This window comes from Actinoplanes sp. 13 (genome assembly GCF_056134165.1).
Genome location: NZ_JBVYOQ010000002.1, coordinates 320,175 through 340,525 on the forward strand (window position 1 = coordinate 320,175; position 20,351 = coordinate 340,525).

At 71.4% G+C, this 20,351-nt stretch carries 19 protein-coding genes and 3 tRNA genes; 15 read left to right on the plus strand and 7 right to left on the minus strand.

Annotation, left to right across the window (positions count from 1 at the left end):
• Positions 1-28: 28 nt before the first annotated feature.
• The 3 genes from AC0NH5_RS06065 to AC0NH5_RS06075 are packed head-to-tail and all read left to right on the plus strand — an operon-like array spanning position 29 to position 1,935.
• Positions 29-370 carry a YciI family protein gene (locus tag AC0NH5_RS06065; RefSeq protein ID WP_474401390.1) on the plus strand — a complete coding sequence of 114 codons (342 nt, stop codon included), beginning with the start codon at positions 29-31 and terminating at the stop codon, positions 368-370.
• Positions 370-684, plus strand: a complete 315-nt coding sequence (locus AC0NH5_RS06070) for a YciI family protein (RefSeq protein WP_474400799.1) — start codon at positions 370-372, stop codon at positions 682-684. The genes AC0NH5_RS06065 and AC0NH5_RS06070 overlap by 1 nt, the downstream gene beginning before the upstream one ends.
• On the plus strand, positions 685-1,935 hold the full coding sequence (locus AC0NH5_RS06075; RefSeq protein WP_474400801.1) for an RNA polymerase sigma factor: 1,251 nt from the start codon (positions 685-687) through the stop codon (positions 1,933-1,935).
• 182 nt (positions 1,936-2,117) lie between these two features.
• Here AC0NH5_RS06075 and AC0NH5_RS06080 read toward each other — a convergent pair whose 3' ends face one another.
• Positions 2,118-3,098, minus strand: a complete 981-nt coding sequence (locus AC0NH5_RS06080; RefSeq protein WP_474400802.1) for a pectate lyase family protein — start codon at positions 3,096-3,098, stop codon at positions 2,118-2,120.
• Positions 3,099-3,369: 271 nt separating this feature from the next.
• On the opposite strand from AC0NH5_RS06080, the gene AC0NH5_RS06085 reads away from it, so the two are divergent.
• From AC0NH5_RS06085 to AC0NH5_RS06100, 4 genes are read left to right on the plus strand one after another with little or no spacing between them, the layout of a single operon-like run.
• Positions 3,370-3,840, plus strand: a complete 471-nt coding sequence (locus tag AC0NH5_RS06085) for an anthrone oxygenase family protein (RefSeq protein ID WP_474400804.1) — start codon at positions 3,370-3,372, stop codon at positions 3,838-3,840.
• A 26-nt stretch (positions 3,841-3,866) separates the two neighbouring features.
• Positions 3,867-5,201: a TrkH family potassium uptake protein gene (locus AC0NH5_RS06090; RefSeq protein ID WP_474400806.1), complete on the plus strand. Its 1,335-nt coding sequence runs from the start codon at positions 3,867-3,869 to the stop codon at positions 5,199-5,201.
• On the plus strand, positions 5,194-5,865 hold the full coding sequence (locus AC0NH5_RS06095; RefSeq protein WP_474400808.1) for a potassium channel family protein: 672 nt from the start codon (positions 5,194-5,196) through the stop codon (positions 5,863-5,865). The genes AC0NH5_RS06090 and AC0NH5_RS06095 overlap by 8 nt, the downstream gene beginning before the upstream one ends.
• Before the next feature lie 40 nt (positions 5,866-5,905).
• The gene (locus tag AC0NH5_RS06100) at positions 5,906-9,301 is read left to right on the plus strand and encodes an AfsR/SARP family transcriptional regulator (protein ID WP_474400810.1); all 3,396 of its coding nucleotides are present in this window, start codon (positions 5,906-5,908) and stop codon (positions 9,299-9,301) included.
• 4 nt (positions 9,302-9,305) lie between these two features.
• On the opposite strand, the gene AC0NH5_RS06105 is transcribed toward AC0NH5_RS06100, so the two are convergent.
• The 4 genes from AC0NH5_RS06105 to AC0NH5_RS06120 all read right to left on the minus strand — a co-directional run bounded on the left by AC0NH5_RS06105 (position 9,306) and on the right by AC0NH5_RS06120 (position 13,927).
• The gene (locus tag AC0NH5_RS06105; RefSeq protein ID WP_474400812.1) at positions 9,306-10,067 is read right to left on the minus strand and encodes an ABC transporter permease; all 762 of its coding nucleotides are present in this window, start codon (positions 10,065-10,067) and stop codon (positions 9,306-9,308) included.
• Positions 10,068-10,152: 85 nt separating this feature from the next.
• Positions 10,153-11,136, minus strand: coding sequence for an ATP-binding cassette domain-containing protein (locus AC0NH5_RS06110; RefSeq protein WP_474400813.1), 984 nt, complete (start codon positions 11,134-11,136; stop codon positions 10,153-10,155).
• A 117-nt stretch (positions 11,137-11,253) separates the two neighbouring features.
• Positions 11,254-12,429 (minus strand): hypothetical protein, encoded by a 1,176-nt coding sequence (locus AC0NH5_RS06115; protein ID WP_474400814.1) that lies wholly within the window; start codon positions 12,427-12,429, stop codon positions 11,254-11,256.
• Between the two features lie 121 nt (positions 12,430-12,550).
• A complete protein-coding gene (locus tag AC0NH5_RS06120; RefSeq protein ID WP_474400815.1) occupies positions 12,551-13,927 on the minus strand; it encodes a cation:dicarboxylate symporter family transporter in 1,377 nt (458 codons plus the stop codon).
• Positions 13,928-14,011: 84 nt separating this feature from the next.
• On the opposite strand from AC0NH5_RS06120, the gene AC0NH5_RS06125 reads away from it, so the two are divergent.
• Complete coding sequence (locus AC0NH5_RS06125; protein WP_474400816.1) at positions 14,012-15,565, plus strand: sensor histidine kinase; 1,554 nt, start codon at positions 14,012-14,014, stop codon at positions 15,563-15,565.
• Positions 15,562-16,254: a response regulator gene (locus tag AC0NH5_RS06130; protein WP_474400818.1), complete on the plus strand. Its 693-nt coding sequence runs from the start codon at positions 15,562-15,564 to the stop codon at positions 16,252-16,254. The genes AC0NH5_RS06125 and AC0NH5_RS06130 overlap by 4 nt, the downstream gene beginning before the upstream one ends.
• Before the next feature lie 81 nt (positions 16,255-16,335).
• Here the strand turns inward: AC0NH5_RS06130 and AC0NH5_RS06135 are convergent, their stop codons facing one another.
• A complete protein-coding gene (locus AC0NH5_RS06135) occupies positions 16,336-16,734 on the minus strand; it encodes a DUF2784 domain-containing protein (RefSeq protein ID WP_474400820.1) in 399 nt (132 codons plus the stop codon).
• Between the two features lie 227 nt (positions 16,735-16,961).
• Between AC0NH5_RS06135 and AC0NH5_RS06140 the strand changes: the two genes are divergently transcribed.
• From AC0NH5_RS06140 to AC0NH5_RS06165, 6 genes are all read left to right on the plus strand, one after another.
• A tRNA-Ala gene (locus AC0NH5_RS06140) sits at positions 16,962-17,036 on the plus strand.
• Positions 17,037-17,100: 64 nt separating this feature from the next.
• A tRNA-Arg gene (locus AC0NH5_RS06145) sits at positions 17,101-17,173 on the plus strand.
• Positions 17,174-17,183: 10 nt separating this feature from the next.
• A tRNA-Leu gene (locus tag AC0NH5_RS06150) sits at positions 17,184-17,256 on the plus strand.
• 186 nt (positions 17,257-17,442) lie between these two features.
• A complete protein-coding gene (locus AC0NH5_RS06155) occupies positions 17,443-17,838 on the plus strand; it encodes a hypothetical protein (protein WP_474400821.1) in 396 nt (131 codons plus the stop codon).
• Positions 17,838-18,155, plus strand: a complete 318-nt coding sequence (locus AC0NH5_RS06160; protein ID WP_474400823.1) for a hypothetical protein — start codon at positions 17,838-17,840, stop codon at positions 18,153-18,155. The genes AC0NH5_RS06155 and AC0NH5_RS06160 overlap by 1 nt, the downstream gene beginning before the upstream one ends.
• 182 nt (positions 18,156-18,337) lie before the next feature.
• Positions 18,338-19,678: a DUF1254 domain-containing protein gene (locus tag AC0NH5_RS06165; protein ID WP_474400825.1), complete on the plus strand. Its 1,341-nt coding sequence runs from the start codon at positions 18,338-18,340 to the stop codon at positions 19,676-19,678.
• A gap of 41 nt (positions 19,679-19,719) precedes the next feature.
• On the opposite strand, the gene AC0NH5_RS06170 is transcribed toward AC0NH5_RS06165, so the two are convergent.
• Positions 19,720-20,292 carry an NUDIX domain-containing protein gene (locus AC0NH5_RS06170; RefSeq protein WP_474400827.1) on the minus strand — a complete coding sequence of 191 codons (573 nt, stop codon included), beginning with the start codon at positions 20,290-20,292 and terminating at the stop codon, positions 19,720-19,722.
• Positions 20,293-20,351 lie beyond the last annotated feature (59 nt).

Genomic DNA, 20,351 nt, shown 5'->3' on the forward strand with positions numbered 1-20,351 from the left:
GCGGCAGGAGGAGAAGACAGTGCGGTACATGTTGTGGATGCTCGACGACGGCGCCTCCGAGCCGTCGCCGTCGCCGTCCGAGATCGTCGCCGACCCGGGTTTCCAGGCCTGGCAGCGGCGCCTCGACGAGCGCGGGATCGGCCACCGCGGGCAGCGGCTGCGGCCGCCGTCGGAAGCCGTCACCGTGCGGGTGCGCGACGGTGAGGTGCTGGTCACCGACGGGCCGTTCGCCGACACCAAGGAGCACATCGGCGGCTACGAGATCGTCGACGCGACCGATCTGGACCAGGCGATCGAGGTGGCCGGCACCCATCCCGCCGCGCGCGTCGGCGTCGAGATCCGTCCCTTCCACACGATGGAGCACAACTGATGCGATTCCTGATGCTGGTCTGCGCCGACGACACCCGCCCGATCACCGCCGAGGACGACACCGTCGAGGAATGGCTGGCCTGGACCACCGGCGTCCGCGTCGAGGGCCACCAGCTGCGCGGCAAGGAGGACGCCACCACGGTCCGCGACCACGGCGCCCTGATCACCGACGGCCCGTTCGCCGACACCAAGGAGTGGATCGCCGGTTACGACGTCCTGGACTGCGCCGGCCTCCAGGAGGCGATCACCGTCGCCGCCGGGCACCCGATGGCCCGGTTCGGCGCGATCGAACTGCGCCCCTTCTGGGAGGACTAGGTGGCATCCCGGGAGACCGTGCCGGCGGCCGTCGACGCGGTCTTCCGCGAGGAGTGGGGCCGGATCGTGGCGACGTTGATCCGGTTCACCGGTGACTGGGATCTCGCCGAGGAGTGCGCCCAGGACGCCTTCACCCAGGCCCTCGCCAAGTGGCCCGCCGACGGCGTGCCGCGCAACCCCGGGGCCTGGCTGACCACCGCCGCCCGCAACCGGGCCGTGGACCGCCTCCGCCGGGCGGCCACCGAGACCGCGCGCCTGCGGTCCGTCGCCCCGCTCACCGCAGGGGTCATCGCACCGCTCATCGCATCGCCGGAGCCGTCGGCGCTGCTCGCAACCGAGGACGACCCGATGCCGGACGACCGCCTGCGGCTGATCTTCACCTGCTGCCACCCGGCGCTTCCGCTCGACGCCCGGGTGGCCCTCACGCTGCGTACCCTCACCGGGCTCACCACCCCGGAGATCGCCCGCGCGTTCCTGATCCCCGAAGCCACCCTGGCCCAGCGCCTGGTCCGTGCCAAGCGGAAGATCCGCAACGCCGGCATCCCGTACCGCGTCCCGGAGGCACACCTGCTCCCGGACCGGCTGTCCGGGGTCCTCGCCGTGCTCTACCTGCTGTTCAACGAGGGCTACAGCTCGGACCGCGCGAGTCTCGCGGATGAGGCGATCCGGCTGGCACGCCTGGTGACCGAGCTGATGCCGGACGAACCCGAAGTGCGCGGGCTGCTGGCGTTGATGCTGTTCCACCATTCCCGGCGTTCTGCCCGCACCGGCAGCGACGGTGAGCTGGTCACCCTTCGCGAGCAGGATCGGTCTCGGTGGGATCAAGATCTGATCAACGAGGGGGTACGACTGTTGGCCGTCTCCCGGGGGCGGGGGCCGTACCGTGTCCAGGCTGCCATTGCGGCCTGTCATGCCACGGCTGTCCGTCCGGAAGACACTGATTGGGCGCAGATAGCCGCCCTTTATGGGGAGTTGGGCCGGCTCACGCCGTCGCCGGTGATCGAGCTGAATCGGGCGGTGGCGGTGGCGGAGGCCGAGGGGGCGGAGGTTGCTCTGCCGCTTCTGGATCGGCTGGCCGGCCGGTCGGAACTCGCCGCCTATCATCTGTTGCCCGCTACCCGGGGGGAACTGCTTCGCCGTCTGGGGCGTGTGGAGGAGGCGGCTGAGGCTTATCGGGTGGCGTTGGAGCAGGCTCCCAGTGAGGTGGAGCGTCAGTTTCTGCGTGGCCGGTTGGCGGCCCTCGCCTCCTAGGGTGTCGCGTCCTTGCAGCCCTTTGCGGCCAGTCCCTCTGCCTGCGGCGGGCTTCGCCTCCGGCGGGAAATCCGCAAACCTCTGGGATGGCTCGGGTGGGGGAGCGGCTGGCGGCCGGTGGGTTGGGCGAGGGGCGGCGCCCTGCCCGGGAGGGGAAGGGCGCCGCTCGGGGAGCGGGGCGGTCAGACGTTGATGCGGCCGGCGCCCGCGTTGGCGGTGACGATGGACTTGACGTTGGCGGGGGCGTCCATGGTGTAGGAGTACGGGATGGCCCGTACGCTGCCGCCCTGCTGTCCGCTGCCCGAGTTGACGAGCAGGTTGTTGCGGGCGACCAGGGTGCCCGGGTCGGAGGAGCCTTCGCCGAGGTGGAACGGGTCGTCGACGCCTTCGAAGGAGTTGGCCTCGACCAGGACGCCGGCGCCTTCGGTGGAGGCCACGCCGTAGCCGCTGTTGTTGCGGTAGTAGTTGTTGTAGACGTGCACGGGGTTGCCGAAGCGGACCCGGGGGTGGCGCTGCGTCGACGCGTCGAACCAGTTGTGGTGGTACGTCACGCGCAGGTGGCCGGTGTCCTGACTGGCGTTGCTGTCGCTGTGGCCGAGCAGCATCGATTTGTCGTGGTCGAATACGCGGTTCCAGGAGACCGTGATGAAATCGGATCCGCGTTTGATGTCGACGGCACCGTCGTTGCCGTTGCTGAAACTGTTGTGGTCGATCCAGATGTTGGTCGCCGACTCCTGCACGTTGATCGCGTCGTCGCCCCAATTGCGGAACGACAGGTTGCGGATGATGACGTTGCGGTCGCCGTTGACGTTGAATCCGCAGCCGACGATCGCGGCGCCCGCGTTGCCGATGATGGTCTTGTTGGAGCGGACCCGGAGCATGCCGCTGCAGTTGATGGTGCCGGAGACGCGGATGGTCGCCGCGGCTGTCGAGCCGAGCGCGGACGTGAGGGCGGATGCGGTGGTCACGGTTGTGGTCGCGGCGTTGCCGCCGCCGCTGGTGCCGCCGTTCTGGGTGGCCCAGCCGACCAGGTCGGTGATCGCGTAGGTCTGCACCGGCGCGGCGGAGGCCTGGTGGGTGACGGTGAGGGCCGTGCCCGCGAGGACCAGCGGAAGCGCGGTGACGGCGGCACCCTTGATGAACCGAGGAATTCGGCCTGACATTCTTGGGCTCTCTTTCGGATCGCGTTCTCCGCTTTTCCGAGTGCGCCTGCCGGTGCGGGCGGCAGTGTATCCGTCCGCATCGTCATCGATGTTCAGGCGCCTGTCGGAGCGCGGATCTTGGGGGATGGGGAGCGCTCCCAAGGCCCAGCGAAACATAGAGCGACATAGATGTGAAGAGATATCCGTTTGCAGGTTTTTTGCAAACACTGTCCGCGATGATCCCCAACCGCACGGGTACCCGCGGAATCGGGAGCACCGGTAGCGTCGCCGCATGCGCACCACGATTCTGCTGATCGCCGTCCTGCTGCTCGGCCTGATGGCGGGACTGTTCTATGCGTTCGCAGGCTCCGTCATGCCCGGCATCCGCGAGGCAGGCGACCGCGCCGCCGTCGACGTCATGCAGCGGATCAACGTGGCCATCGTGAACCCGCTGTTCGTAGTGATCTTTCTCGGGTCGCTGGTCTGCACCGCCATCGCGGCGTTCCAGAACCGCGGCCGGTCCGAAGTGCTCGTGCCGCTGCTGGCCGCGCTGGTCCTCTACGCGCTCACGCTGGTCATCACCGCGGTGGTCAACATCCCGCTGAACAACCGCCTGGACGGCGCGGGCGACCCGGCGACGATGGACGACCCGGCCGCCGTGCGCGCCGCGTTCTTCCCGGCCTGGATCCGGTGGAACACGGTGCGGACGCTGACCAGCGCCGGCGCGTTCGCGGCCGGCTGCTGGGCACTCGTGCAGTACTGACGGCGGCCGGGTGGTATTACTCATCGGTGCGATCACCTTGGCAGCATCCGGCGCGCATCGTCCCCCTCGCGTTCCTCGGGGCGGTCGCGGTGGGCACCGCCCTGATGATGTTGCCGGCCGCCCGCGCCGAGCCCGGGCACGCCCCGTTCGTCACGGCCCTGTTCACCGCCGCCTCCGCGGTCTGTGTGACCGGCCTGGCGGCGGTCGACACCCCGACCTACTGGTCGACCTTCGGCCATGTGCTGATCACCGTGCTGTCGCAGATCGGCGGCTTCGGCATCATGACCATGGCCACCCTGCTCAGCCTGCTGGTGTCGCGCCGGCTGCGCCTGCGCGGGCGCCTGCTGGCGCAGGCCGAGAGCGCCGGTCTGATCAGTGGCAACGTCGGCGGCGTCCTGCTGCGGGTGGCGGCGGTCATGCTGGTGTCGGAGGCCCTGATCTCCGTGGTGCTCACCCTGCGTTTCTGGCTGACGTACGACTACACCTTCGGCCGTTCGGTCTGGGAAGCGGTGTTCCACGCCGTGCAGGCGTTCAACAACGCCGGGTTCGCGCTCTACCCGGACAGCATGGTGCGCTTCGTGGCCGACCCGTGGATCTGCCTGCCGCTGGCGTTCGGCGTGATGGCCGGCGCGATCGGCTTCCCGGTGTTGTTCGAGCTGTTCCGTGAGTGGCGCACGCCGGGCTGCTGGTCCACGCACACCTGGCTGACCGTCTGCGGCACCCTGCTCCTCTCCACCTTCGGGTTCCTCGTCTTCCTGATCTTCGAGTGGCAGAACCCGAACACGCTGGGCCCGCTCAGCACCCCGACGAAGCTGCTCGCCGCGTTCACCCAGGACGTGATGACCCGGTCCGGCGGCTTCAACAGCATCGACCTCGGGCAGATGAACAGCGAGACGATCGCGGTGACGAACGGGCTGATGTTCATCGGCGGCGGCAGCGCCAGCACCGCCGGCGGCATCAAGGTCACCACGTTCCTCCTGCTGGCGTACGTGATCTGGGCCGAGGTCCGCGGCGAGCCGGACGTGGTGGTCCGCAACCGCCGGATCGCCGAGGAGACGCAGCGGCAGGCGATCACCGTGGCGCTGCTCGGTGTCGCCCTGGTCGCGGCCGGTACGGTGCTGCTGGACGCGCTGACCGAGAACGTGCCGTTCGACCGGGCGCTGTTCGAGGTCACCTCGGCCTTCGCCACGGTGGGCCTGAGCACCGGCATCACCCCGAACCTGCCGGCGTCCGCACAGATCGTGCTGGTCGTCCTGATGTACATCGGCCGGGTCGGCACGATCGCGGTGGGCACCGCGATCGCGTTGAACACCCGGCGCCGGCACTACCGCTACCCGGAGGAGAGACCCCTCGTTGGCTGACAAGAACCCGCCGCAGGGCGGCACCGTCGTGGTGATCGGGCTGGGCCGTTACGGCAGCGCGGTCGCCGAGGCCCTGCTCGACCTGGGGTACGAGGTGCTCGGCATCGACAGCGACCCCAAGATCGTGCAGGACTGGTCGGACCGGCTCACCCAGGTGGTGGAGGCCGACTCCACCGACGAGGACGCGCTGCGCCAGCTCGGCGTGCAGGACATCCCGCGTGCGGTGGTCGGCATCGGCACGAACCTGGAGACCAGCGTGCTGACCGTGCTGACGCTGACCGAACTGGGCGTGCCGGAGATCTGGGCGAAGGCGACGAGCGTCAAGCACGGCAAGATCCTCTCCTCGGTCGGCGCGGACCACGTGATCTATCCCGAGGTGGAGATGGGTGAGCGGGTCGCCCACCTGATCAGCGGCCGGATGCTCGACTACATCGAGTTCGACGACGGCTTCGCCATCGCCAAGGTGCGGGCGCCGCGCGGCTCGGCCGGGCGCACGCTCGCCGACATCGGCCTGCGGACCAAGTGGGGGGTCACGGTGGTGGGCACCAAACAGCCCGGCGAGGATTTCGTGTACGCCCGGCCCGAGACCGTCGTTCCCGAAGGCGCGGTGCTGATCGTGGCCGGGGACACCGCCAAGGTGGAGGCCTACGCCGCGGAGAATTGACTGCGGCCGGGGCGCGGCTGGACGCGACGCTGGTGGCGGCATGGGTGAGCGCGGCGTGAGCCGGCGCGGCGCGCGCGGCGGCGTGGGTGAGCGCGGTGCGGGTGACTCGGCGTGGGTGGACGCGGCGCGGGAGGATCGTCGGGTGAGCGAGCACGGGGACCGCGACGGCGACGGGCTGCACGTGCGGCTCTTCGGCGCTGTCCGGGTGAGCCGGGCCGGCGCCGGGGTGCCGGTTCCCGGCGCACGGCTGCGCGGCCTGCTGGCCCGGCTCGCCGTCGCGGGCGGCCGTCCGGTCGGCGCTGCCGCCCTGACCGAGGCGCTCTGGCCGGAGGCGCAGCCCGCCGACCCGGTGAACGCGCTCCAGTCGCTGGTGTCCCGGCTCCGCCGGCTGCTCGGCGCCGACGTGCTGCCGCAGGTGGAGGGCGGCTACCGGCTGGCGATCGACGTCCTCGACGTGGACACCGGGCGGTTCGAGCGGCTCGCCGCGGCCGGCCGGGACCGGCTGCGCGCCGGCGACCCGGCCGGCGCGGTCACGCTGCTCGGTGGGGCGGCGCGGCTCGAGCCCGGACCGGTCGCCCCGGAGCTGGCCCGGGTCGCCCCGGCGGTCGCGACGAGGCTCGCGCAGGTGGTTCTGGACGCCGTCGCCGACCTGGCCGAGGCGGAGCTGGCCCTCGGGCACGCGGAGGCCGCCGCCGCGCGGCTGACCGGCCCGGTCGCCGAGCACCCGCTGCACGAACGGCTGGCGGGACTGCTGATCGACGCGCTGGCGGCGCAGGGCCGCCAGGCCGACGCCCTGGCCGCCTATGAGCGGATCCGCGCGGACCTCGCCGGGGAGCTGGGCGCGGATCCCGGTGCGGCGCTGCGGGAACGGCACCTCCGGCTGCTTCGGGACGCTTCGGCCGTACCCCCGAAGGTCGTTCCCCCGAAGGCCGTACCCGCCAAGGTCGTACGCCCGGAGAAAGGAAGCGGCCCGCCGCCGACCAACCTGCCCGCACCCCTGACCAGCTTCGTCGGCCGGGACGACGACCTCGCGAGAGTGGATCACCTGCTGGCCGGCGGCAGGCTGGTCACCGTGCTGGGGCCCGGCGGCGCGGGCAAGACCCGGCTGGCGCTGGAGGCGGCGCGGCGGTGCGGCGGCTACCGGGACGGTGTCTGGCTGGTCGACCTCGCGTCGGTGACCGAGCCGGCCAAGGTGGCCGCCGCGGTGGTGGCCGCCGCCGGACTGCGCGGCGCGGCCATGTTCGAGCCCTCCAGCCGGGTGCGCCCGGACGACCGCGACGACGTCGACGTGCTGGCCGACCGGCTGAACGGGCGGGAGACGCTGCTCGTCGTCGACAACTGCGAACATCTCATCGACGCGGTCGCGCACCTGACGTCCGCGCTGCTCACCCGCCTGCCGCTCCTGCGGGTGCTGGCTACCAGCCGGGAGCCGCTCGCGGTGGACGGCGAGGCTCTCGTGCCGCTGGCCCCGCTCGGCCTGCCCGAGCCGGACGCCGCGCCGGACCAGGCGGCCCGCTCGCCCGCGGTCCGGCTCTTCGCCGAGCGTGCCGCGGCGGTGCGGCCCGGCTTCGCGGTCGACGCCGGCACGACGCCGGAGATCGTGCGGATCGTGCGTGCGCTGGACGGCCTGCCGCTCGCGCTGGAGCTCGCGGCCGCGCGCCTGCGCACCCTCGCGCTGCCCGAGCTGGCGGACGGCCTCTCCGACCGGTTCCGGCTGCTCACCACCGGCAGCCGCACCGCACAGCCGCGGCATCGCACCCTGCGCGCGGTGCTCGCCTGGAGCTGGAACCTGCTCACCGGCCACGAGCGGGCGCTGGCCGAGCGGCTGGCGGTCCTGCCCGGCGGCGTCACCGTGGCCTCGGCCGCGGCGGTCGGCGCCGGCGCGGTGCCGGCCGGGGAGATCCCGGAGCTGCTCGCCGCGCTGGTCGACCGGTCGCTGCTGCAGCTCGCACCGGACGGTGGCCGATATCGGATGCTGGAGACCCTGCGCGAGTACGGCATCGAGCGCCTCGCCGAGCAAGGCGTCCTGGACGAGGTGCGGGACGCCGCCGCCGCGCACCTGGCCGCGCTCGTCGCCGAGCAGGACGAACGGCTGCGCACGGCGGCCCAGTTGGACGCGCTGCGGGTGCTGCGCGCCGAGTACGACAACGTGCTCGCCGCCCTGCGTCACCTCTGCGACCGCGGTGACGCCCCCGCGGCTCTGCAGCTGGCCCTGGATCTGTGCTGGCAGTGGCAGATGTTCGGCCGGCACGCGGAGGGCTCCTACTGGCTGCGGGAGGCACTGGCCGTACCCGGCGACCGAGACTCCCTCCTCGCCGCCTGCGCCGAGGCCGTGCTGGTGCTGAACCGCACCGGCACCGAGCCGGGCCTGATGACCGAGACCGCCCGGCAGCGCAAGGACCGGCTGCACGATCTCGGCCGCCGCATCCTCGCGCACCCGGAGCTGCCCGGCCCGACCGGCGCGCTGGCCGCTGTGGTGCTCTACATGGCCGACGAGGCCGACGCCGCGAACGAGCGGATCGACCGGCTGGTCACCGGCCCGGACCGCTGGCTGGCCGCGCTCGGGCACATGTTCCGTGCCCAGGTCGCCGAGAACAACGGTGACCAGACGCTGCTCAGCCAGGACGTGGCCGCCGCGCTGGCGGGTTTCCGCGCCATCGGCGACCGCTGGGGGCAGGCCACCGTGCTGCCGCTGCGCGCCCTGGTCCGGCAATATGCGGGCGACCTCGACGGCGCGCTCGCCGACCTGCACGCCGCCCGCGCGCTGGCCGCCGAGTTCGGCTCCCTCGACCTGGCCGACGAGATCTTCATCGACCTGCGCCAGGCCGAGCTGCACCTGCGACGCGGCGAGCGGGCCGAGGCGCGGGCGGCAGTCGCCGAGGCCCGCCGCCGGGCCGAGCGGTCGGCGTCGGCGGAGCTGCTGCTGCTGGTGGACGCCCTGGAAGCCGGGACGCTGGTCCTGGCGGGCGACCTGGACCGGGCCGGAGAACTGCTGGCCCGGGCCACCGCCGCCCTGGGCCGGGAGGGCACCCGGGTCCTCGGCGGCGATCACGGCATCGCGATCATCGGGGCGGTGCGCGCGTCGCTGGCGCTGCGCCGCGGTGACGTGGACGGCGCCGAGAAGGCGCTGGTGACGGCATACTCGGCGGCGTTGGACACCCGGGACATGCCGATCGTGTCGGTGGTGGCGGTCACCGCGGCCGGGCTGGCGGCGCTGCGCGGACAGAACCGGGAGGCGGCGATGCTGCTCGGGGCGGCGGCCCGGCTGCGCGGGTCGCACGACCACACCGACCTGCACGTCATCGAGGTGACCGGCAAGGCGCGGCAGGCGCTGGGGGACGAGGCGTTCGCCGAGGCGTACTCGGCCGGGTGGACCCTGGACGCGCCGGCCGCGCAGCGCCGGGTCGACCCCGCGCGGCTGGCGCTGAACTCCTGAGCTGTCAGGCCCGCCTGGCGTACGCCCGCAGCGCCAGCGGGACGAAGATGACCAGCAGGCCGGCCATCCAGGCCAGCGTGCTCAGCAGCGGCCCGGCCACCGGTCCGCCGATCAGCAGGCCGCGGATCGTCTCGACCAGCGGGGTCAGCGGGTTGACGCTGACGAACGCCTGCAGCCAGCCGGGGAGCGTGTCGGTCTGCACGAACACGTTGCTGCCGAAGGTCAGCGGCAGCACCAGCAGGAACATGATGCCCTGCACCGCACCGGAGGTGCGGGCCAGCATGCCGACCCAGACCGAGATCCAGCAGAAGCAGAGCCCGAACCCGATCGACAGGGCGATGGCCGCGAGCGCGGGCAGCACTCCGGTCTCCACCCGGAAGCCCATGACGGTGCCGAAGGTCAGCATCACCACGCAGACCGACAGGTAGCGGACCACGTCGGCGAGGACCGCGCCGACCAGCGGGGCGGACCGCCCGATGGGCAGTGACCGGAAACGGTCGAAGACGCCCTTCTCGATGTCGGCGTTCAGGTTCTGGCCGAGCGCCACGCCGCCCATGGCGAGGGACTGCGCCAGCATGCCGGGGAGCAGGAACTGCAGGTAAGCGTGCCGGTCGCCGTCGCCGATCGCCCCGCCGAACAGGTACGTGAAGAGCAGCAGGAAGATCACCGGCTGGATCGTCACGTCGATGAGCGCCTCGGGCGTACGCAATGTCTTGATCAGGCTGCGGTGCGCCAGCGCCGCGCTGTGCCGTGCGATCGCTGTCATGCGGTGCCTCCTGACGGTATGCCCTTCTGGCCCTCGCCTGCGGCGCCGTGGCTCGGCGCCGGCAGGTGCCGCTCGGTGCAGTCGGTCATACCAACTCCTCCGCCTTCTTCTTGCCGGTCAGCGTGTGAAAGACCTCGTCGAGGCTGGGCAGTTGCAGGGCCAGCTCGGTGACCTCGACGCCCTGCCGGCGCAGCTCGCCGATCGCCTCGGCGAGCGCCGCGTCGCCGGTGACCGGGACCGACGCGGATCCGGGCCGGTTGCCGGCCGCCTCGTCCCTGGCGGCCGTCGTGCCCGGCGCGGCCACCGCGTCGAGCGCCCGCAGCACCTCGGGCAGCCGTGCCGGGTCGGCCGGGCGGACCCGCAACGTCTGGCCGCCGACCCGGCGCTTCAGGCCGTCCGGGGTGTCGTGTGCGATCACCCGGCCGTGGTCGACCACCACGATCTCGTCGGCGAGCGCGTCCGCCTCCTCCAGATATTGCGTGGTCAGCAGCACGCTGGCGCCGCGCGCCACCTGGGTCCGGACCACACCCCACATGTCCTCGCGCTTCGCCGGGTCGAGGCCGGTCGTCGGCTCGTCCAGGAAGATCACCTCGGGCCGGCCGACCAGGCTCGCGGCCAGGTCGAGACGGCGGCGCATGCCTCCGGAATAGGTCTTCGCCGGCCGCTGCGCGGCCTCGGTCAGGTCGAACCAGGCCAGCAGCTCGTCGGCCCGGCGCCGCGCGTCCCGGCCGCTCAGGTCGAGCAATCTACCGATCAACACCAGATTCTGTACGCCCGTGAGGTCCTCGTCGACCGAGGCGTACTGGCCGGTCAACCCGATCCGGCGGCGTACCTCCCGCGGGTTCTTCAGCACGTCGACCCCGGCCACCCAGGCCTGTCCCTCGTCCGGTCTCAGCAGCGTCGCCAGCACGCGTACCGCAGTGGTCTTCCCCGCGCCGTTCGGGCCGAGCACGCCGAGCACGGTGCCCCGGCGCATGGCCAGATCCACCCCGTCCAGCGCCTGTGTCGTCCCGAACCGCTTGCGCAGCCCTTCGGCGCGCACCACCAGTTCTTCCACGATGTGTCGCATCCCCTCCGTGTCGGCCGGCGCGGTGGCGCACGGCCTCGACGTCGAGACTGCGGGGGAGGGCTGGCACCGGCCGCACACGCGGCTGTCACGGCCCGGCCGGTCGGTGCCAGGAAGCTGTCAGCCGGCGTCGATCTTGAAGATGTGCACCATGGCGGCGGTGACGATCTGCTCGATCGCGGCCGCGTCGGCCTGCTCGTCGCCGGTCATCGTGATGCGGACGTCGGTGTGCCAGTCGCGGTACTCGACGATCGCCCGGGCCATCGCCGGGCGGCCCGGGTAGCGGATCCCGATCGTGGTGATGTCGCTGCTCGGTACCGACAGGGCGGTGGCCGTCCGCCGTACGCCCGACTCGTCGGTGATCGTGGGGCAGTCGGTGAGCCGGTCGCGGATCGCCTGGACGAGGCCGGTCGCGCCGATCGAGCCGACCGCCATCCGGACCGTGGCCTTCTTGCGGCCCTTCGTGAAGGAGCGGTGGACCGCGGTGCCTTTCGGCTCGAACCGGCGCAGCTTGCCGGAGCAGTCGTGCTCGGTGAACCAGTCCCCGCCGTCCACCGTGCCGCCGGCGACCTGGCGGTGGCCCGCGGGCAGGTCGGCGACGTCGAGCAGGCCCCGCTTGAGTTCCCGCACCGAGCTGGGACCGTTGATCTGCTCGAGCTTCGCCGCGCCGGCCCGGACGAGCCCGAAAAACCGGGCCCGGGTCGCCGCCGTGCCGCTCTGCTCCTCGAAGACCGCGGACACGGGGCCGTAGGCGACGGCCACCGCGTGCGTGCGCCCGTCGGTCATGATCAGTCCCGCCGCGGGCATACCGAGATCGGGAAGCGGCAGCGCGGTGTAGGTCCGGGTGACGCCCTCGCCGTCCGGGGCCGGGCACTTCCGGGTCGCCTCCGCGATGTGGTTCACGATCGCGGCGGCCCGGGCGGCCCCGGTGGCGGTGACCGAGACGCGCAGCGTGCTGCCGTCGTCGTGGCCGAAGGCGCGCGACGCGTTGGACACCGACTCCCAGATCTCCGACTCGTAACCGGTGCACAGGCCGGAGCCGAAGACCGGATAGCCGGTCTGCGAGCCGACGGACTCGCCGGCGGCCGTGTAGCCGGCCGGCAGGTCGGAGCGGGTGAGCAGGCCGCGGGCCAGTTGCGCGGAGGTGAAGTATTCGTCGCCGAGGGGCGGGGACGCGGCCGGTGCGGGCACGGCCTGGACGGCGGGCCGGCTGTTCCCGGCGGTTGCGGTGCCGGCTTCGGCCAGGGCGGTGAGCAGAACCGGGACGGCGCAGGTCAGCGCGATGACTCGTCTCATCCCGTCCAAGCTAGGTGGACTTCCGGCCGTTTTCCGTCTTATCGGGCAAAGGCAGCGGGAAGGGGAACGCCCCGCCGCGGTCCGGGGTCCGCGGCGGGGCGGGTCGCAAGCGGGGCAGACCCTAGGACGAGGCGGGCTCGGGCGTGCGGTCCGCGGGCTCGGGGGTGCGCTCGGCCGGCGCCGGGCCGTGGTCGTCGTCGACCATGGTCGCCTCGTCGAACGGGTCGCCGCCGCTGAGCACCAGGTTCGCCCGCTCCCGGTCGAACTCCCGGGTCCAGACGCCGACCAGGACGGTCGCGACCGCGTTGCCGGCGAAATTGGTCAGTGCGCGGGCCTCGGACATGAACCGGTCGATGCCGACGATCAGGCCGACGCCGTCGACCAGGTCGGGACGGTGGCTCTGCAGGCCGCCGGCCAGGGTGGCGAGGCCGGCGCCGGTCACCCCGGCGGCGCCCTTCGAAGCGATGATCATGAACAGCAGCAGGGAGATCTGCTCGCTCACCGACAGCGGGTCACCCATCGCCTGGGCCACGAACAGCGACGCCATGGTCAGATAGATGGCCGTGCCGTCCAGGTTGAACGAGTACCCGGTCGGCACCGTGATGCCGACGACCGGCCGGGAGACGCCGACGTGCTCCATCTTGGCGATCAGGCGGGGCAGCGCCGACTCCGAGGACGACGTCGAGACGATCAGCAGGAACTCACGGCCGAGGTAGCGCAGCAGCGTGAAGATGTTGATCCGGGCGACCAGCCACAGGATCGCGCCGAGGATGGCGAAGACGAAGATCGCGCAGGTCAGGTAGAAGCCGAGCATGATCTGCCCGAGGCTGATCAGCGCGTCGGTGCCGGTCGCGCCGACCACCGCCGCGATCGCGCCGAACGCGCCGATCGGGGCCAGCCACATGATCATCGCGAGGATCCGGAAGACCAGCCGCTGGAAGACGCCGATCGCCCGCAGCACCGGCTCGGACCGGTCGCCCATCGTCTGCAGCGCGAAACCGACGAGCAACGCGACCAGCAGGGTCTGCAGCACGTTGTCGCCGACCAGCGGCGAGACCAGGGTGGTCGGGATGATGCCGAGCAGGAACTCGGTGGTGCTCTCCGAGGCGGTGTCACCGACGGCCTTCTGCCCGGCCTCGGCCGACGCGGCGTCCAGGCTGATGCCGGAACCCGGGTGGATCAGGTTGCCCACCACCAGGCCGATGGCGAGGGCCGCGGTGGACATCACGAGGAAGTATCCGAGTGCCAGACCGCCCACCTTGCCGACCTTGGCCGCCTGCCGGATCGACCCGACACCCAGGACGATCGTGCAGAAGATGACCGGACTGATCATCATCGAGATGAGGTCGACGAAACCGGTGCCGATCGGGCGCAGCTCGATCGCGGTGTCCGGCCAGAGCAGCCCGACACCGATGCCGAGCAGGACGGCCACCACGACCGCCGGATAGAGATAGCGGGTGCGGTCTTTCTTGACCTGCGGGGCGGGAGCGGTTTCCATGACGAGACTGTGGCCTGGGTCTCAGCCCGGATCACCATTACGTTCATTCTGTTCACCTCGAAGAACCAAGTGGGAAATGAGCGGATGACCCGACGCTGGAGTATCGCCAGGCAGCTCTTCGCGCTGCAGGTGCTGGTGGTGACGTTGCTCGTCGCGGTCTGCACGACCGGGGCGGTGCTGCTCGCTCACCGCGACGCCCGGGCCGCCGCGATCGAGGAGGTGACCGCGGTCGCCCAGACGATCGCGCATTCGCCGGCGGTGATCGAGGCGCTGCACACCGCGGACCCCACCCCGGCGCTCCAGCCGTACGCCGAAGCCACCCGGCTCGCCACCGGCACCGACTTCATCGTGGTGATGGCGCCGGACCGCACCCGGTACACGCATCCGACCGAGACCCTGATCGGCAAGCCGTTCGCCGGCACGGTCGAGGCGGCGCTGCACGGCGGCATCGTCGTCGAGGAGTACCGCGGGAGTCTGGGCGACTCCGTGCGTACCGTGGTCGCGGTCTTCGAACCCGGCACCGCCACCGTCATCGGGCTGGTCTCCGTCGGCATCAAAACCGCCACCATCAACCGCAACCTGCTCGCCCAGGTCCCCACCGTCGCGACCGCGACCGGGGTCGCGCTGGTGCTGGCCGGCATCGGGGCGTGGCTGCTCAGCCGGCGTCTGCGCCGGCAGACGCACGGGCTCGGACCGGCCGAGATGACCCGGATGTACGAGTACTACGACGCGGTCCTGCACTCGGTCCGCGAAGGTCTCGTGGTGGTCGACCGGGACGGCCGGGTGGAACTGATCAACGACGAGGGGCGGCGGCTGCTGGGCCTGCCCGCGGACGGCGCCGCCGATCTGCCGCCCGAGGTGGCCGGCCTGATCACCGAGCGGCGTCCGACGGTGGACGAGCCGGTGCTGGCCGGTGACCGGGTGCTGGTCGCGAACCGCCGGGAGACCCGCTTCGACGGCCGGACCCTCGGCACCGTGCTCACCCTGCGCGACCACACCGAGCTGCGGGAGCTGACCGGCGAGCTGGACTCGGTGCGCGGGCTCACCGAGGCCCTGCGCGCGCAGGCCCACGAGGCGGCCAACCGGCTGCACACCGTCCTGACCATGGTGGAGCTGGGTCGTACCGAAGAAGCTCTCCGGCTGGGCACCGCGGAGCTGGCGCTGGCGCAGCAGCTCACCGACCAGGTGGTGGGCGCGCTGCACGAGCCGGCGCTGGCCGCGTTGCTGCTCGGCAAGTCGGCGCAGGCCGGCGAGCGCGGCGTGGAGCTGACCGTGGACGAGGAGTCCCGGCTGGAGGGCGAGCCGATCCCCGGCCGCGACCTGCTCACCGTGGTCGGCAATCTGGTCGACAACGCCCTCGAGGCGGTCGCCGGGATCGAGGCGCCGCGCCGGGTCCGGGTGCTGGTCCGGCACGACGACGGTGAGCTGATGGTCCGGGTGCGCGACAACGGCCCGGGCATGAGCCCGGCCCAGGCCGCCGACGCCTTCCGGCGCGGCTGGTCGAGCAAGGGCGCGGGACGCGGCGTCGGCTTGTCGCTGGTCCGGCAGGTGACCGAGAGGTACGGCGGAAGCTGCGCGGTCACGTCCGCCCCGGACGGCGGAGCGGTGCTCACGGTGCGGATCCCGGTGCTCGCGTGACCCCGCCGCTGCCGGACATCCGGGTCCTGGTGGTGGACGACGAGCCGCTGATCGCCGACGCGCACCGGGTGTTCACCGAGAAGGTCGGCGGCTTCCGGGTGGTCGGCGTGGCGCACACCGCCCGGGACGCGATGACCCGGCTGCGCGCCGAACCGGTCGACCTGGTGCTTCTCGACCTGCACCTGCCCGACAAGCACGGCCTGGAGATCGCCCGGGCGCTGCGGGCGTCGGGCAGCGGCACCGACGTCCTGGCAGTCACGTCCGACCGGGACATCGCGATGATCCGGCAGGCGGTCGCGCTCGGGGTCACCCATTACCTGTTGAAGCCGTTCACGTTCGCGGTGTTCCGGGACAAGCTCGACCGGTACGCCACGTACCGCCGGCAGCTGCTGGAATCGAGCGAGGTGGCCGCCCAGCACGAGGTGGACCGGGTCTTCGCCACGCTGCGCGGCGCCCCGCCGGACACCCTGCCGAAAGGCCTGGACCGGCACACCTTCGACCTGATCCTGGGTGCGCTGCGCGACGCCGCACCGGCCGGCCTGTCGGCGACCGAGGTGGCCGGGCACACCGGCACGTCCCGGGTGACCGCCCGCCGCTACCTGGAGCACCTGGCCGACGCCGGGCGGGTCTCCCGCAGCCCGCGTTACGGCGGGCCGGGCCGCCCGGAGGTCGAATACCGCCCGGCGTAGGAGACCACGGCCGGGTGCGGCATCGCGAAGCTCCCGCCGGGTCTGTGCGGCTGGTCCGTGTGGGTTCTTTGCAGCCGGCTCTCAGGGCTGGTCCGCGGTCGGTGCGGCCGCATCGGGCGCCGGCCCGAGTCGGCGGCGGCGCTTGAGCGCGTAGCCGGTCCAGGAGATCGCCACGGCCGCGGCCACCACGGTCTGTGCCAGGGCCAGGTGGCGCTCGGGATAGATGACGCCGGTCAGGTAGGTGTCGATGAAACCACGGCTCAGCCCCGCACCGCCGGCAGCCTCACGAGCCCGGTCCTCGACCCAGGTCAGCGGGCAGTTGAAGCCGAACATCACGATCAACAGTCCCCAAGCCGCCGCGGCCAGGTGCAGCCAGATCGCCCGCGGCCGGCGCCACGCGACGAAGCCGCCGACCACCACCCACACCAGGAACGCGAAGTGCAGCAGCATCGTCGCGTCGGCCAGGACCCGGTACCCCATGCCTGTCATTCTGATTCAAATCGATTGCCGGTGCCCCCGCTCGTCGCTAGTTTCTTCCTCAACACCGCACCGCAGGTCGAGAGAGAAAGGAGCCGGCAATGTCGCAGCATTCGATGATCGCAATGTGGCAGAGCCGAGAGCTCCGTCGATGGCGCGACTGACCGGACGTCTCCGGTGATCCTCGCGCCGCCCTCCCGACCGGGACCAGGGCGGCGTTTCTGTCTCCTGCGGGTGTAGCTCAACCGGCCGGAGCACCGACCTGGCAAGGTCGGGGGATGCGGGTTCGACTCCTGCTGCCCGTGCCTTTCTTCGACAACTCCACAGCGGATCGGTATGCCCGGCCCGGCTCGTCGTGCCGGGCCGCACGTCCCCGTAGCTCAGCGGAAAGAGCACCGGATTACGGATCCGGGTGTCGGGAGTTCGAATCTCTCCGGGGACGCGTATCTCATGCCCTCGTGGCCCAACGGCAGAGGCACCAGGTTGAGGGCCTGGACGGTGCGCGTTCGAATCGCGCCGAGGGCACGCTTCATCGGATGCGCTCGATGGTCACATTCGGTACGATGCCGGTGGCTCATGGTAGGGGGAGCGATGTTCGACGAGAACGAGCTCGATGCCGCCGAGTGGTGGATCGACGGCTCAGGCCGCCATGGGTGACGCCGGCCCTGCCGGGCAGGTGGCGTCCGCCTTCGACGGAGTCGGCGGCTAGCCATGACCGGCGCCCCGCTCGCCGTGCCGAGAGTCGAGGAGAGACGGTTCCACGACCTCGGCCTCGACCCGGCGGTGGGACGGTTCCGGTGGTCGGAGGCAGAGACCGCCCTGCGGATCGAGGGCGAACTCGGGGTCACCCTCACCCGCGCGCCGCCCGGATCGAGGGCCGACTGGGTCGACGGAGCGGGTACGACGTACGACGCGGTCGGGAACTTTCCCCGCCGGTATTTCGACGGGCAATGGCCGCAACTGCGGTATCAAATAGAGCGGCACCTCACCAAAGCCGACCTGGTCCCGGTCGATGTGTCACAGTTTACGCCGCAGCAGGTGACTCGGATCGAACAGTTCATCGCGGACCGCGGTCTGGCTCCGCGGGTCTTCATGGTGGGGCAGTGATGGCGGGACTACTGGTGTTGAAGCCGGGCGCGGACTGGACCGCGAGCGGCGGCCTTTTCGACTGGACCCTGGAGTTCCTCATCGAACGCATGTCGGCGCCGGAGGCCGTGGCCCGGCTCCAGGAGATCGTCGACAACAACCTGGGATCGCTCTGGCTGGCCGAACTCCCGCCGGAAGCACGACGCCAGGCCGTCGCGCAGCTGCGCGACCACCTCGTCGAGGCGGGGGAACGGGACCTCCCCGACGGCGAACACAAGGCGCACGTCCTGCGCCGCCTGCGCGAGCTCGCCGACATGGCTCGCGACATCGGTTCCTGAATTCGGAGACGCCATCCCGGCAACTTCCGTCCTGGCGTGGCCGAGCAGGCACGGCCGGCCGGGGCAAGGCCGGTCAGTGGCCGGTCGTGCTCGCCGCCCAGCGGCACGACCGGAGTAGCAGCGCAAAACCTTCATTCTCGTAGGATGTTGTGGCGCGCCGGAGTCCGCCTGACCATCGCACTATGACGACAGAGGCGGCAGAGACCCAGTTCGACCTACGCCAGATCGCGCTGGAGGGGTACGCGTACTTCTACCCCCTGGTGACGATGGAGTTGACCCGCCGGCAATTGACGAACAACCCCCTGGGGCAGGCCGTCGGCCACGGACCGATGAACACGTTCGTCCACATGCGGCAATTTCCCACGGTCGACTTTCGTGAGGTGGTGCGGCCGAACTTCGACACCCTGTACTCGTCCGCCTGGCTGGACCTCAGCGACGGACCCGTCATTGTCTCCGCGCCCGACACCGGCGGCCGCTACTACCTGCTACCGATGTACGACATGTGGACCGACGCGTTCGCCGCGCCGGGCTGGCGCACCTCGGGCACCGGCGCCGCTGCCTGGGCGGTCGTCCCGCCGGGATGGACCGGATCGCTCCCGCACGGAGTCTCCGCCATCCACGCGCCCACGTCCACGATCTGGATCATCGGCCGCACGCAGACGAACGGCCCGGCCGACTACGACGCGGTCAACAAGCTCCAGGACGGCTTCGCCATCACGCCGCTGACCCGCTGGGGTGAGGCCCCGCAACCGGTGACCGCGACGATCGACCCCACGGTCGACATGGAGACCGAGCCGCTCCGCCAGGTGAATGCAATGCCCGCCGCCGACTACTTCAGCCTCGCGGCCGAGCTGATGAAGGCGTACCCGCCCCACCTCACCGACTGGTCGATCCTGGCCCGCCTGCGGCACATCGGCGTCGTCGCCGGCGAGTCGTTCGACCCGGCGTCGATCTCCAAGGAGATGGCCGAGGCAATCGACGGCGTGCCTGCCGAGGCCCAGCAGCACATGATCGCGGTCCTACCGACCATGGCCCGCGTCGCGAACGGCTGGAGCATGAACACCGACACGGTGGGTGTGTACGGCAACTACCACCTCAAACGCGCCATCGTCACGATGGCCGGACTCGGCGCCAACTCCGTCGAGGATGCCATCTACCCGCTGCAGGAGACCGACGCCGACGGCGACAACACCGACGGCGCCAACAGGTACGTCCTGCATTTCGATGCCGGCCAGCAGCCTCCGGTCGACGCCTTCTGGTCCGTCACCATGTACGACCAGGAAGGGTTCCAGATCGCCAACCCGATCAACTGGTTCGCCCTCGGTGACCGCGACGCCCTGAAGCTCGGCCGGGACGGCTCGCTGGACATCCTCGTGCAGCACACCGCACCGAGCACCGATCAGCACAGCAACTGGCTGCCCGCACCGGCCGGTCCGTTCAGCCTCTGCCTGCGTCTGTACGCACCCCGCCCCGCGGCCCTGGACGGCCGCTGGAACCCTCCGCCGCTACGACGACTCGCCTAGCCGTTACCACGCCGTTGAAGCACCGGTGAGGTGATGCAGGTTCATGCGGCCGTGGGAATCTGAAATGTGGAGAGTTTTGCCAGGAAGCGGAAGAAATGCGGGTCGAAACGGGCCGGCTCGGCCTCGTGCAGCTCGGCGCGGGACCACCAGCGCACCGCGTGGAACTCGCCCTCGTCAGGAGTCAGGCTTTCCCGGCGATCCATTTCCAGTACGAACCACAGGCTGACGTCGACATGCCCGGCATCGATCCCCACCGTTCGGGTGACCGTCAGGAACAGCGGCTCCGGGCGCGGATCGGCTGACACCCCGAGTTCCTCCCGCACCTCCCGCACCGCGGTCGTGGACGGGTGCTCGCCCACCTCGACGTGCCCGCCCGGTGGCAGCCACAGGCCGGCGTTGATGTGGTCGGCCAGCAGCACGCTGCCGGTGGCCGGATCGACCGGGACGACGTAGGACACCACATGCTGGGGTGGCGTCGCCGGTTTGACGCGGCGGAAGACGTCGTCGGTGGTGTGCAGCCACGCCCGGGTGTGCGCCAGGTGTTCGGCTTCCAGGTCGTCGGCCGGATGGAGGGCCGACACCATCTCGTACACCGCCGCCACCGTTGGATGCATCCGTGCATGATGGCAGGCCGCGGGCGGCGAAATGCGGTGACGGGGGTGGGATCGGCCAG

Excerpts from the sequence above, each read along its gene's own strand:
- AC0NH5_RS06065 (WP_474401390.1), top strand. The coding sequence starts at position 29 with ATGTTGTGGATGCTCGACGACGGCGCCTCCGAGCCGTCGCCGTCGCCG.
- AC0NH5_RS06070 (WP_474400799.1), top strand. The coding sequence starts at position 370 with ATGCGATTCCTGATGCTGGTCTGCGCCGACGACACCCGCCCGATCACC.
- AC0NH5_RS06080 (WP_474400802.1), bottom strand. The coding sequence starts at position 3,098 with ATGTCAGGCCGAATTCCTCGGTTCATCAAGGGTGCCGCCGTCACCGCG.
- AC0NH5_RS06085 (WP_474400804.1), top strand. The coding sequence starts at position 3,370 with ATGCGCACCACGATTCTGCTGATCGCCGTCCTGCTGCTCGGCCTGATG.
- AC0NH5_RS06100 (WP_474400810.1), top strand. The coding sequence starts at position 5,906 with ATGGGTGAGCGCGGCGTGAGCCGGCGCGGCGCGCGCGGCGGCGTGGGT.
- AC0NH5_RS06105 (WP_474400812.1), bottom strand. The coding sequence starts at position 10,067 with ATGACAGCGATCGCACGGCACAGCGCGGCGCTGGCGCACCGCAGCCTG.
- AC0NH5_RS06110 (WP_474400813.1), bottom strand. The coding sequence starts at position 11,136 with ATGCGACACATCGTGGAAGAACTGGTGGTGCGCGCCGAAGGGCTGCGC.
- AC0NH5_RS06115 (WP_474400814.1), bottom strand. The coding sequence starts at position 12,429 with ATGAGACGAGTCATCGCGCTGACCTGCGCCGTCCCGGTTCTGCTCACC.
- AC0NH5_RS06120 (WP_474400815.1), bottom strand. The coding sequence starts at position 13,927 with ATGGAAACCGCTCCCGCCCCGCAGGTCAAGAAAGACCGCACCCGCTAT.
- AC0NH5_RS06125 (WP_474400816.1), top strand. The coding sequence starts at position 14,012 with ATGACCCGACGCTGGAGTATCGCCAGGCAGCTCTTCGCGCTGCAGGTG.
- AC0NH5_RS06135 (WP_474400820.1), bottom strand. The coding sequence starts at position 16,734 with ATGGGGTACCGGGTCCTGGCCGACGCGACGATGCTGCTGCACTTCGCG.
- AC0NH5_RS06155 (WP_474400821.1), top strand. The coding sequence starts at position 17,443 with ATGACCGGCGCCCCGCTCGCCGTGCCGAGAGTCGAGGAGAGACGGTTC.
- AC0NH5_RS06160 (WP_474400823.1), top strand. The coding sequence starts at position 17,838 with ATGGCGGGACTACTGGTGTTGAAGCCGGGCGCGGACTGGACCGCGAGC.
- AC0NH5_RS06165 (WP_474400825.1), top strand. The coding sequence starts at position 18,338 with ATGACGACAGAGGCGGCAGAGACCCAGTTCGACCTACGCCAGATCGCG.
- AC0NH5_RS06170 (WP_474400827.1), bottom strand. The coding sequence starts at position 20,292 with ATGCATCCAACGGTGGCGGCGGTGTACGAGATGGTGTCGGCCCTCCAT.